Annotated in this window: 14 protein-coding genes and 1 pseudogene; 11 read left to right on the top strand and 4 right to left on the bottom strand. The window is 57.8% G+C overall.

Annotation, left to right across the window (positions count from 1 at the left end; all coding sequences use genetic code 11):
• Positions 1-1026, top strand: a complete 1026-nt coding sequence (gene ytfT, locus DTA24_RS25435) for a galactofuranose ABC transporter, ATP-binding protein YtfT (RefSeq protein ID WP_022065395.1) — start codon at positions 1-3, stop codon at positions 1024-1026.
• Positions 1013-2011, top strand: a complete 999-nt coding sequence (gene yjfF / locus DTA24_RS25430; protein WP_002886825.1) for a galactofuranose ABC transporter, permease protein YjfF — start codon at positions 1013-1015, stop codon at positions 2009-2011. The genes ytfT and yjfF overlap by 14 nt, the downstream gene beginning before the upstream one ends.
• A 42-nt stretch (positions 2012-2053) precedes the next feature.
• Here yjfF and fbp read toward each other — a convergent pair whose 3' ends face one another.
• Entirely contained in the window at positions 2054-3052 is a 999-nt protein-coding gene (gene fbp / locus DTA24_RS25425) for a class 1 fructose-bisphosphatase (RefSeq protein ID WP_008807144.1), read from the bottom strand.
• 175 nt (positions 3053-3227) lie between these two features.
• Between fbp and mpl the strand changes: the two genes are divergently transcribed.
• Together mpl and DTA24_RS25415 are read left to right on the top strand one after the other, a co-directional pair.
• Positions 3228-4601 carry a UDP-N-acetylmuramate:L-alanyl-gamma-D-glutamyl-meso-diaminopimelate ligase gene (gene mpl, locus DTA24_RS25420; protein ID WP_023296931.1) on the top strand — a complete coding sequence of 458 codons (1374 nt, stop codon included), beginning with the start codon at positions 3228-3230 and terminating at the stop codon, positions 4599-4601.
• Positions 4602-4669: 68 nt separating this feature from the next.
• Positions 4670-5197: a GNAT family N-acetyltransferase gene (locus tag DTA24_RS25415; protein WP_123837122.1), complete on the top strand. Its 528-nt coding sequence runs from the start codon at positions 4670-4672 to the stop codon at positions 5195-5197.
• A gap of 47 nt (positions 5198-5244) precedes the next feature.
• Here DTA24_RS25415 and DTA24_RS25410 read toward each other — a convergent pair whose 3' ends face one another.
• Positions 5245-6453, bottom strand: coding sequence for an aldose 1-epimerase family protein (locus DTA24_RS25410; protein WP_060876401.1), 1209 nt, complete (start codon positions 6451-6453; stop codon positions 5245-5247).
• 184 nt (positions 6454-6637) lie between these two features.
• On the opposite strand from DTA24_RS25410, the pseudogene DTA24_RS28540 reads away from it, so the two are divergent.
• Positions 6638-6753, top strand: a pseudogene (locus tag DTA24_RS28540) (hypothetical protein).
• Between the two features lie 333 nt (positions 6754-7086).
• Here DTA24_RS28540 and yjgA read toward each other — a convergent pair.
• Complete coding sequence (gene yjgA / locus DTA24_RS25405; RefSeq protein WP_004177664.1) at positions 7087-7638, bottom strand: ribosome biogenesis factor YjgA; 552 nt, start codon at positions 7636-7638, stop codon at positions 7087-7089.
• 95 nt (positions 7639-7733) lie between these two features.
• On the opposite strand from yjgA, the gene pmbA reads away from it, so the two are divergent.
• Positions 7734-9086, top strand: a complete 1353-nt coding sequence (pmbA, locus tag DTA24_RS25400) for a metalloprotease PmbA (RefSeq protein ID WP_064166991.1) — start codon at positions 7734-7736, stop codon at positions 9084-9086.
• 36 nt (positions 9087-9122) lie between these two features.
• Entirely contained in the window at positions 9123-9509 is a 387-nt protein-coding gene (cybC, locus tag DTA24_RS25395) for a cytochrome b562 (RefSeq protein WP_100781444.1), read from the top strand.
• Between the two features lie 54 nt (positions 9510-9563).
• Here cybC and DTA24_RS28535 read toward each other — a convergent pair whose 3' ends face one another.
• Positions 9564-9695, bottom strand: coding sequence for a hypothetical protein (locus DTA24_RS28535; RefSeq protein WP_012543089.1), 132 nt, complete (start codon positions 9693-9695; stop codon positions 9564-9566).
• 103 nt (positions 9696-9798) lie between these two features.
• Between DTA24_RS28535 and DTA24_RS25390 the strand changes: the two genes are divergently transcribed.
• Genes DTA24_RS25390 through DTA24_RS25375 form a run of 4 tightly spaced genes read left to right on the top strand, consistent with a single transcriptional unit; the run spans position 9799 to position 11610 of the window.
• A complete protein-coding gene (locus DTA24_RS25390; RefSeq protein ID WP_008807140.1) occupies positions 9799-10137 on the top strand; it encodes a PRD domain-containing protein in 339 nt (112 codons plus the stop codon).
• A 10-nt stretch (positions 10138-10147) separates the two neighbouring features.
• Positions 10148-10510 carry an SFCGS family glycine-rich protein gene (locus DTA24_RS25385; protein ID WP_004206501.1) on the top strand — a complete coding sequence of 121 codons (363 nt, stop codon included), beginning with the start codon at positions 10148-10150 and terminating at the stop codon, positions 10508-10510.
• Between the two features lie 2 nt (positions 10511-10512).
• Positions 10513-10812: a DUF4312 family protein gene (locus DTA24_RS25380; RefSeq protein WP_004206503.1), complete on the top strand. Its 300-nt coding sequence runs from the start codon at positions 10513-10515 to the stop codon at positions 10810-10812.
• Positions 10813-10833: 21 nt separating this feature from the next.
• Positions 10834-11610 carry a DUF4311 domain-containing protein gene (locus DTA24_RS25375; RefSeq protein ID WP_002886897.1) on the top strand — a complete coding sequence of 259 codons (777 nt, stop codon included), beginning with the start codon at positions 10834-10836 and terminating at the stop codon, positions 11608-11610.
• Positions 11611-11615: the final 5 nt, after the last annotated feature.

Below are 11615 nucleotides of genomic sequence, written 5' to 3'. Positions count from 1 at the left end.
ATGATGCCTCGATCTCTTTCGCAAACCGGTCCGGAGAAGCGACGCTTCAGCTGGCCGAAGGGTACCCCGCAGATTATTGCCCTGCTGCTGGTGTTGCTGGTCGACAGCCTGGTGGCGCCCCATTTTTATCAGGTGGTGCTCCAGGATGGCCGCCTGTTTGGCAGCCCGATCGATATTCTTAACCGCGCCGCGCCGGTGGCGCTGCTGGCCATCGGCATGACGCTGGTGATCGCCACCGGCGGCATCGACCTGTCAGTGGGGGCGGTGATGGCGATTGCCGGCGCGACGGCCGCCTCGATGACCGTCGCCGGGCACAGCCTGGCGGTGGTGGTGCTGGCCTCGCTGGGGGCCGGTGCGCTGGCCGGGCTGTGGAACGGCATCCTCGTCGCCGTCCTTAAGATCCAGCCTTTTGTGGCGACGTTGATCCTGATGGTGGCCGGGCGCGGGGTCGCGCAGTTGATCACCGCCGGGCAGATCGTCACCTTTGATTCCCCGGCCCTGGCGTGGCTCGGCAGCGGATCGTTTCTGCTGTTCCCGATGCCGGTGATCATCGCCGCCGCCACCCTGCTGCTGTTCTGGCTGTTTACCCGTAAAACGGCGCTGGGCATGTTTATCGAAGCGGTAGGGATCAACATCCGCGCGGCGAAAAACGCCGGCGTGAATACTCGTATCGTGGTGATGCTGGCCTATGTCCTGAGCGGCGTCTGCGCAGCGATTGCCGGGATTATCGTGGCGGCGGACATACGCGGCGCGGATGCGAATAACGCCGGGTTGTGGCTCGAACTGGACGCCATTCTGGCGGTGGTCATCGGCGGCGCCTCCCTGATGGGCGGGCGCTTCAACCTGCTGCTGTCGGTGGTGGGGGCGCTGATTATCCAGGGCATGAATACCGGCATTTTGCTTTCTGGCTTTCCGCCGGAGCTCAACCAGGTGGTGAAAGCGGTGGTGGTGCTGTGCGTACTGATTGTCCAGTCGCCGCGCTTTATCGGATTACTGAAAGGGGTACGCGGCCATGATAAAACGTAATTTACCGTTGATGATCACCCTGGCGGTGTTTGTACTGGGCTATCTCTACTGCCTGACGCAGTTCCCCGGCTTTGCCTCAACGCGGGTGATCTGCAATATCCTGACGGATAATGCCTTCCTCGGGATCATCGCCGTGGGCATGACCTTTGTGATCCTATCCGGTGGGATCGATCTGTCGGTGGGGTCGGTGATCGCTTTTACCGGCGTCTTCCTCGCCAAAGCGATTGGCTTTTGGGGAATATCGCCGCTGGTGGCGTTTCCGCTGGTGCTGGTGATGGGCTGCGCCTTCGGTGCGTTTATGGGGCTGCTTATCGACGCGCTGAAGATCCCGGCTTTTATCATCACGCTTGCCGGCATGTTCTTCCTGCGCGGCGTCAGCTATCTGGTGTCGGAGGAGTCGATTCCGATTAACCATCCGGTCTACGACACCTTGTCCGGGCTGGCATGGACCATCCCCGGCGGCGGTCGTCTCAGCGCCATGGGGCTATTGATGCTGCTGGTGGTGGTGGCCGGTATTTTTGTCGCCCATCGCACCCGCTTTGGCAACCAGGTGTATGCCATCGGCGGCAACGCGACGTCGGCGAATTTAATGGGGATTTCGACTCGCAGCGCCACGATCCGTATCTATATGCTTTCCACCGGGCTGGCGACGCTGGCCGGGATCGTCTTTTCCATTTATACCCAGGCGGGCTATGCGCTGGCGGGCGTCGGCGTGGAGCTGGACGCGATTGCCTCGGTGGTGATCGGCGGTACGCTGCTCAGCGGCGGTGTTGGCACCGTGCTGGGAACGCTGTTCGGGGTGGCGATCCAGGGGCTGATTCAGACTTACATCAACTTCGATGGCACCCTCAGCTCATGGTGGACGAAAATTGCGATCGGTATTTTGCTGTTTATCTTTATCGCGCTGCAGCGTGGGCTGACGGTGCTGTGGGAAAATCGGCAGAATGCGGCGGTGACGCGGGTGAGCGGAGCGGGGAGTCGCTGACAGGGAACTCCCTTCCCGCAAGGCGGGAAGGGAGGGCAGGGATCAGGCGTCCGGGAATGCTTTAATGAAGTTCTCGACGTCTTCAACCATGTGGTTGTTACCGACAAAGAAGGAGCGGCGCTGGTGCAGGCTTTCCGGGATAATATCCAGAATACGCTCTTTACCGTCGCTGGCCTTACCGCCCGCCTGTTCGGCGAGGAAGGCCATCGGGTTGCATTCATACAGCAGGCGCAGCTTGCCGTCCGGGTGGCTGGCGGTGCTCGGATACAGGTAGATGCCGCCCTTCAGCAGGTTACGGTGGAAGTCCGCCACCAGCGAGCCGATATAGCGTGAGGTATAAGGACGCTGAGTCTCTTTGTCCTCTTCCTGGCAGTACTTAATGTACTTCTTCACGCCCTGCGGGAATTTGATGTAGTTGCCTTCGTTGATGGAGTAGGTATTGCCCTTCTCCGGGAAGCGCATGCGCTCCTGACACAGACAGAAGACGCCGAGGGACGGGTCGTAGGTAAAGGCGTGGACGCCGCAACCGGTGGTATATACCAGCATCGTCGAAGAGCCGTAGACCACATAGCCCGCGGCCACCTGCCTGTTACCCGGCTGCAGGAAGTCTTCTTCTGTCACCGGCGTGCCGACAGGCGTGACGCGGCGGTAGATAGAGAAGATCGTTCCGACAGAGACGTTAACGTCGATGTTAGAGGAGCCATCCAGAGGGTCCATCAGCACCACGTATTTGGCGTGTTCACACCCTTCGAAGACGACAATTTCATCTTCTTCTTCGGAGGCGATCCCGGCAACAATATCGCGTGCTCGCAGTGCGGCTTTTAATTTTTCATTAGCGAACAGATCGAGTTTTTGCTGAACCTCGCCCTGAACGTTTTCAGCACCGCTGGCACCCAGGATATCGACCAGACCGGCCTTGTTGATATCGCGGTGGATGATCTTGGCGCCCAACTTTATTGCTGACAACAAAGCAGTCAGCTCACCGGTGGCGTGGGAGAACTCGTGCTGCTTTTCAACAATAAACTCACCTAACGTTTTCATAACTCGTTCCCTGCATTTTTATGTTGAGTAAAACGAACGCAACAATCTTAACAAAGAATCAAAAAAGTGCGCACTGGTGAATCGCGCCAGCAAAATACAGATTCGCCTGAAATGCATTTCGCCAGGGCCCGGGATATGGGTAAAATGTGCCCCGGATAAGAGAAGGAAATGACGAATGCGCATTCATATTTTAGGAATCTGTGGCACGTTTATGGGGGGCCTGGCCATGCTGGCGCGCTCCCTCGGTCATGAGGTAACAGGGTCGGATGCTAACGTCTATCCGCCGATGAGCACCCTGCTGGAAAACCAGGGGATTGATTTAATTCAGGGTTATGACCCCAGCCAGCTGGATCCCCGGCCGGATCTGGTGATCATCGGTAATGCCATGACTCGCGGCAACCCGTGCGTTGAAGCGGTGCTGGAAAACAATATTCCGTATATGTCCGGCCCGCAGTGGCTGCACGACTTCGTGCTGCGCGATCGCTGGGTGCTGGCCGTCGCCGGGACCCACGGCAAAACCACCACCGCCGGGATGGCGACCTGGATCCTCGAAGCCTGCGGCTATAAACCGGGCTTCGTGATCGGTGGCGTACCGGGGAACTTTGATGTTTCCGCACGCCTGGGCGACAGCCCGTTCTTTGTGATTGAAGCCGACGAATATGACTGCGCCTTCTTCGACAAGCGCTCCAAGTTTGTTCACTACTGCCCGCGGACGCTGATCCTCAACAACCTTGAGTTCGACCACGCGGACATCTTTGACGACCTGAAGGCGATTCAGAAACAGTTCCACCATCTGGTGCGTATCGTGCCGGGCAAAGGCAAAATTATCCTGCCGGAGAACGACATCAACCTGAAGCAGGTGATGGCGATGGGCTGCTGGAGCGAGCAGGAGCTGGTGGGCGAGCAGGGCCACTGGCAGGCGAAGAAGCTGAACGCCGACGCCTCGCAGTGGGAAGTGCTGCTCGACGGCGAAAAGGTTGGTGAAGTGAAGTGGGCGCTGGTCGGCGAGCATAATATGCATAACGGCCTGATGGCGATTGCCGCGGCGCGTCACGTCGGCGTGCTGCCGGCGGATGCCGCGAACGCGCTGGGCAGCTTTATCAACGCCCGCCGTCGCCTGGAGCTGCGCGGCGAAGCCAACGGCGTTACCGTGTATGACGATTTCGCCCATCATCCGACGGCAATCCTCGCCACGCTGCAGGCGCTGCGCGGCAAAGTGGGCGGCACCGCGCGCATTCTCGCCGTGCTGGAGCCGCGCTCTAACACCATGAAAATGGGCGTCTGCAAAGACGATCTGGCGCCGTCTCTCGGTCGCGCTGATGAAGTGTTCCTCCTGCAGCCGCAGCATATTCCGTGGCAGGTGGCGGAAGTGGCGGAAGCCTGCGTCCAGCCGGCCCACTGGAGCGCCGACGTCGATACCCTGGCGGAGATGGTGGTCAAAACCGCCCACCCGGGCGACCATATCCTGGTGATGAGCAACGGCGGCTTCGGTGGCATTCATCAGAAGCTGCTGGATAAGCTGGCGCAAAAAGCGGCCGCGGCAGAATAAGCGCGAACGCCTCCGATCACTGCCCTCCGTGTGAGGGCAGTTTTGTTTTCGCCACCAGGGATTGTGCCATGCTGAACTGCGAAAGATTACGTTCTACCGACTCGCCCCATTTCGCCACGCTGGACGCGCTCTACGCGCGCGCCTTTCCGTGGCACGAGCAGCGGGAAAGCGACGCCAAACTTCAGGCGCTGAGCCACCCGCGCTACGCGCTGGAAGCGTGGTTCGATGAGGGCGTATTTATCGGCCTCAGCGGCTGCTGGCAGTTTGCCGGCTACGGTTATATCGAACATCTGGCGATCGACGATACGCTGCGCTCCGGCGGCTATGGTAAACAGCTGCTGGCGCAGATCCTGACGCGCGCGCCGCTGACCATTCTGGAAATCGATCCGCTAACCACGGCAATCGCTCATAAACGGCTGCGCTTTTATCAGTCGATGGGATTTCATGCCAATGCGTGGGCGCATCATCACCCGAGCTATCATCAGGGCATCGCGGATCATGAGTTGCTGGTGCTGAGCTACCCGCAGCCGATCGATGAGCGACAGTACCAGCAGTTTGCCCGGGATCTCGGGCGCGAGGTGATGGGGCGGGAGTAGTCCGGAACGGGGCGTCGCCCCGCTCCGGGAATTCACTGGTTACAACCTTACTCTTTGGCGATCGGCGTCTCGTTCTCCGCGACTTTATTGTCGCCCTGAATCTGCGCGATTTTCTGCTCAACGGCGGCCACCTGAGCGCTGTCGTGCAGCAGGGTGTAGGTCAGATCAAACTGCGCGCTGGCGCCCGGCTGCAGCTGCTTCACGCGTTTTTGTTCGCGTTCAATGGTGACCGGATAGGCGTAGCTGGTGCCCGGTTCGATACCGGTGACGTAGCCCTGTTTGATGGTGTCGGTGTTTTTCCATAGCGTCAGGACCGGCAGCTGACGGGTATCAAACTGAATGGAGGCCCCTTTATCGCCCGCTTTGTTGACCACCGCGGCCAGGGTCTGGTGATTTTCATCGGCCAGCGGCTGAATATTAAATACCATCTCGTCAAAATCTTTGGTCGGTCCCTGATAGGTCTGCCAGGTTTTTAACCCGCTCTTCGCGTAATCATTGAACGGGCTGATGCTGGACATCGGGGCGAGGAAGCGCGCGCCTTCTTCCAGAATCGGGGTGCCGAAGTTGCTGTGGTAGATAATCTGATAATCATGCGGATAGTCAGCATGGTTGGTTAAGACATCATGCAGGCTGAAGCTGTTGCTGCCCGGCACGTAGCGCAGTTCGGTCAGGGTCTGCAGATCGGCTTTTTTGAAGGTGCTCTCTTTCACCAGGCCGCGGATGCGGATTTCATACGGCGCGCTGTCAGCCACCTCGACTTCTACCCGCGAGGCCGGAGTGTTGCCCGCCTTGCCGTGCAGGGTATAAATCTGCCCGTCCGCGGTCACCGGATGGCCGGTCCATTCATAGCCGCAGCGGACCATCATCTCGTTGAATCCTTCCAGCCAGCCGAGTCCATTGCGGCTTTCCAGGTTGATAAACGCCGGGTTGACGACCTCTTTAACCGGCGAATCCCAGCCCATCCGGCTGCCGAAACCCTCAATACGCAGTAAGTTCATGCCGCGGGTTGGGCTGAGAGTGATGGTCAGGCCGTCTTTACTGTGAATGGTGAGGATTTTGCTGCCTTCCTGCTTACCGCCGTGCAGGACTTTTTGCTCAATGCTGAACACATGGTCTTTCACCTTCAGCTGATCGCTGCTGATCTGCCAGTTTCCTTTATCCATCCCCTCTTCAGCGTTCGTCAGCACCCATGTTTTTGCCGCGGCCGAGCCGGAAACCAGCAGGGCGATCGTCGTCAGAACCAATGTCTTTTTCATTTTTATTCCCTTTTTGCTGAATCGATTGTGTCATTGACGTGTGAAATCTACCGGCATGGGGGTGATTAAAATGTGAAGCGCCTCACCTGGTGAGAAAGTGGCCGTTTTTATGATGTTAAATGAGATTAAAGTCGTATTATTTTGCTAAGTAATGCGTATTTATCACCAGGATATGTGATCTACATTGTTTTTAGCTTTAACGATTCAGCTTGGCAACAAGGCAAAAAACAAACGTATCGTCGTGCGGATGAGGGGACTCATCCGATGCGACGGGAATCCCCCTGCTGGCGCAAGCCTTAGAACTGGGGTGAAGGTAGGCCGGATAAGGCGTTAGCCGCCATCCGGCACAATGACGGGAACGGAGTCTGATGCAGGTTGCCCGGCGGCGCTGCGCTTGCGCGGGCCTACGGTGTTGAGTAACCGTTTGATATACAGGGCTCCGTAGGCCGGATAAGGCGTTAGCCGCCATCCGGCACAACGACGGGAATGGAGTCTGGTACAGGTTGCCCGGCGGCGCTGTGCTTGCGCGGGCCTACGAAACAGAGTAACCGGTTGATATACAGGGATCTGTAGCCCGGATAAGGCGCAGCGCGCCGCCATCCGGGAGACTATTGCGGGCAAAAACAGCGGGACTTAGCCTTCGTTTTCCGCCAGTTCACGCAGATACTGGAAGATCAGGCGCGCCGATTTCGGCGGCTTGTTGCCTTCTTTCTCTTTCTTCGCATTGCGGATCAGCGAACGCAGCTGCTGACGGTCAGCATCTGGCCACAGGTTCAGCACTTCAGCGACAGCGTCATCCCCATCGTCAATCAGTCGGTCGCGGATCTGCTCCAGCTTGTGGAACAGCGCAACCTGCTGGTTGTGACGGTTTTTCAGCTTGTCCAGCGCCTGACGAATCGGATCGACATCGCGGTTGCGCAGCATCTTACCGATAAGCTGCAGCTGGCGGCGGCGACCCTCTTTTTTGATTCGCTGGGCGAGTTCGATGGCGTCGCGCAGGTCAGTATCCAGCGGAATTTTATCCAGCGCGTTTTTCCCCAGGTCAACGAGTTCCGCGCCAAGACGCTTCAGTTCTTCCGCGTCGCGCTTAATTTCACTCTTACTGACCCAGATGATTTCATCATCTTCATCTTCAACGTCATCACCGGGCACGTCGTCGAGCCAGTCTTCGGGCTGCTTTGTCATCTCAGGCTCCTTAAAAAAAGAGGCTAATGTTACCAGTTAAGGCGCGCACTGAAAAACGGTTCTCTGTTAGACTTCAGTTAACTCCTTCTTACATTATGGCATTAGCAATGAAAGTCATCTCTCAAGTTGCACAGCAGCGTAAGACGCTGGAAGAAGCCGTTACCACGGCACTGGAACTGGCGGCAGGTAAATCTGACGGTGCGGAAGTCTCCGTCAGCAAAACGACGGGCATCGGCGTCAGCACCCGCTATGGCGAAGTGGAGAATGTAGAATTCAATAGCGATGGGGCGTTAGGCATTACGGTTTACCATCAGAACCGCAAGGGCAGCGCCTCTTCCACCGATCTTAGCCCGGACGCCATCGCCCGCACCGTGCAGGCGGCGCTGGATATTGCGCGCTACACCTCCCCGGACCCGTTTGCCGGCGTGGCCGATAAAGATCTGCTGGCCTTTGACGCCCCGGATCTGGACCTGTTCCACCCGGCGGAGGTCTCCCCGGACGAAGCCATCGAACTGGCCGCCCGCGCGGAGCAAGCGGCGCTGAAGGCCGATAAACGCATCACCAACACCGAAGGCGGCAGCTTTAACAGCCACTACGGCATCAAAGTGTTCGGTAACAGTCACGGCATGCTGCAAAGTTACTGCTCGACTCGCCATTCGCTCTCCAGCTGCGTCATCGCGGAAGATGATGGCGATATGGAGCGCGACTACGCCTACACCATTGGCCGGGCGATCGAGGATCTGCAGTCCCCGGAATGGGTCGGGGAAGAGTGCGCTCGCCGCACCCTGTCGCGTCTGGCGCCGCGTAAGCTGTCGACCATGAAGGCGCCGGTCATTTTCGCCAACGAAGTGGCGACCGGGCTGTTTGGCCACCTGGTCGGAGCGATTGCCGGTGGTTCGGTATACCGCAAATCCACCTTCCTGCTCGATTCGCTGGGCAAACAAATTTTGCCTGAGTGGCTGACCATCGAAGAACATCCGCACCTGCTGAAAGGGCTGGCCTCCACGCCGTTCGACAGCGAAGGCGTGCGCACCGAGCGTCGTGACATCATCAAAGACGGCGTGCTGACCCAGTGGCTGCTGACCAACTACTCGGCGCGTAAGCTGGGGATGAAAAGCACCGGCCACGCCGGGGGCATCCACAACTGGCGCATTAACGGCCGCGGCCTGAGTTTTGCAAAGATGCTTAAAGAGATGGGCACCGGTCTTGTGGTTACCGAACTGATGGGGCAGGGTGTCAGTGGCGTCACCGGCGACTACTCACGCGGCGCATCCGGCTTCTGGGTAGAAAACGGCGAAATTCAATATCCTGTCAGTGAGATCACCATTGCAGGAAATCTGAAAGAAATGTGGCGTAATATCGTGACCATTGGCGATGATATTGAAACGCGCAGCAACATTCAGTGCGGTTCTGTGCTGCTGCCGGAGATGAAAATCGCCGGGCAATAACACCTGTTTGCTTAAATAATAAAAAGGAAGTGAGCAATGCGTAAAAAACTGTTAGCGATGCTGGCTGTCTCTGCTTTTGCGCTCGGTTCAGCGTCGGCCTTCGCCGACCTGGGCGAAGACATGGACACTCTGGCAGAAAACCTGCAAGTGGTACAGAAGACCTCCGACGCCGGCGAGCTGAAAGCGGTGCTGAATAAGATGCGTACCGCCGCGGTCGATGCCCAGAAAGAGACCCCGCCGAAGCTGGAAGGCAAAGCGGCCGACAGCGCTGAGATGAAAGATTACCGTCATGGTCTGGATATTCTGATCGGCCAGATCGACGGTGCGCTGAAGCTGGCGAACGAAGGCAAGGTGAAAGAGGCGCAGGCCGCCGCGGAGGAGTTTAAAACCACCCGCAACACCTACCATAAGAAGTACCGCTAACCGTTCTTTTCGGGAGGCATCAGCCGATGCCTCCCGCCTGAAAGCCTACCGATATCACATTTTTCCACTCTCTTTTTCCGGCCTTTCCGCTGCCGCGGGCGCCTTGTCCACGCTCATTGTTGTGATACATCTCACGTCATAGCCGTCGTTTTTGCCTTTTCCCTGTGAATATGTGGGGTCGATCACGCCTGCCGTCTCCCTTTCCACTTCGAAGTGGAAAACAACTCGCTACAAACTCCCATCCCCCGGCGCTACCTTGATTTCCAGAGACATCAGCGGGGTATCAGAAGTGAATAACGGAGCGGTAATACACGACGAAGGGGAGCAGGCAGCGCAGACTGAACGGCTGGCTGACAAGATGCTGCAGCAGGTTTACGCCTTGTTAAACCGTCACGGCATCGTCCCTAACGACGTTCAGGAGCAAATGCTGACTTCCCACGTGCGGGCCATGGCCCACCGGTCAATCAGTGGCGAACCGCTGCCGGAAGTGGATGCCAGCCTGTTCGAAGAGATTTCACCAGATTCAATGACGCTGGCCCGCGAAGTGGTCGCGCAGTTCGGCAACCTGCCCGATGAAGAGGCCTGGCTGCTGTCCGTCCATTTCGAAGTCGCAAAAGAAAACCTGTAAGGAGCAAAACATGGAACAAATCACCGTAGTCATTGGCGACCGTCTGGGTAAAGGCCAAAAAGTCGCTGCAGGCGCTGAGAAAGCGGGCGCACGTGCTGTGGTCGTCCCTGGCGTTGCTGCCGATATGAAGCTTGGCGACATGATGAAAGCGGAAAACGCTACCTTCGGCATCTCCTTCTGCGGCAGCGGCGGCGCCGGGGCCATCACCGCCCAGACCAAATACGGCTACAAAGCGAAATATGGCATGCGTTCGGTGGAAGAGGGCGTCACTGCCATCAACGAAGGGTGCAACGTGCTGGGCTTCGGCTTTATGGATAAAGAAGAGCTGGGCGAGCGCCTGGTAGAAGCCTGGAAAAAGAAATACGGCGCATAAGTATGAAAGAGCAATTCACCACCACGGTGAGGGTTGCCGGCAAAGGCGAAAGCAAATCACGGGCCTTCGCCGATGCCCTGAACCATGTGCAGGCTGCGGTGATGAAAACCTCATCGCACATTCTGCTGCGTATTGAGCCACAGGACGTGACGGTTGTTCATGCGCGCGAAGCGGTACGAAAAGAGGCCTTCCTGTTCTTCTTTTTGCGCCGTGAACGACGGACCTACAGCGTGGAGCTGGACGTCACCGTCAACGTGACCGCCATCGATCTCGATAAAGTGGATTTCGTCACGCAAACCTGATTGTTAGCAAAGGGTCTGACTATGTTCCTGATAATTTTAATAAAATCGCTCATTATCGGCGGCCTGGTCGGCGTCGGCGTGGGCGCCGGAGCGGCACGCATGTTTCACGCCCCTACCACCCAGGGGATGGGGGCGTTTCGAACCCTGGGCGAGCTGAATTCCTGCGAAGGCGATCCGGCTTCCCACTTCTCCTTTGGCCTCGGTTTCTTCTTTAACGCCTGGGCCTCTTCCGTGGCAGCAGGCTCCTTCACCCAGGATGTTGACCACCGCATTATCCCCAACTGGGGCGCGGCGGCGCTAATGCTGAAAAATCGTAACGTCGGCGAAACGCTGCACGATCCGAAAAAAATGGCCATCTCCTGCGGCATCATCGGCATGATTGTCGTCGCCTTCCTCAACCTCACCGCCTCGTCCGTACCGGAAGCGCTGCAGGTGACCGCGGTTAAGGTCCTGGTGCCGGCGGCAAACCTGCTGGTGAACACCGTGATGCCGGTGATCTTCTGGCTGGCGGCTATCGATGCCGGTAAGAAATCAGGCTTCTGGGCGACGATTTTCGGCGGCGCCGCGCAGCTGATTATGGGTAACGCCGTACCGGGTCTGGTGCTGGGGATCCTGATCGGTAAAGGCGTCGAAGAGAGCGGCTGGAACCGGGTGACTAAAGTGATGATGGTGGCCATCGTCGCGCTGTTTGTCCTCAGCGGCTTCTTCCGCGGCTTCGACATGAAGATGATCGAATCCTTCCATCTGACCGTGCCGAACTGGCTGGACATGATCCACAACTCACTCAGCGGCAAGTAACGGGA

It is taken from the genome of Klebsiella sp. P1CD1, from assembly GCF_003790505.1.
GTDB lineage: Bacteria > Pseudomonadota > Gammaproteobacteria > Enterobacterales > Enterobacteriaceae > Klebsiella > Klebsiella variicola.
The sequence above is the reverse complement of the archived record's forward strand: the minus strand, read 5'-3'. Positions and strand labels throughout refer to the sequence as shown.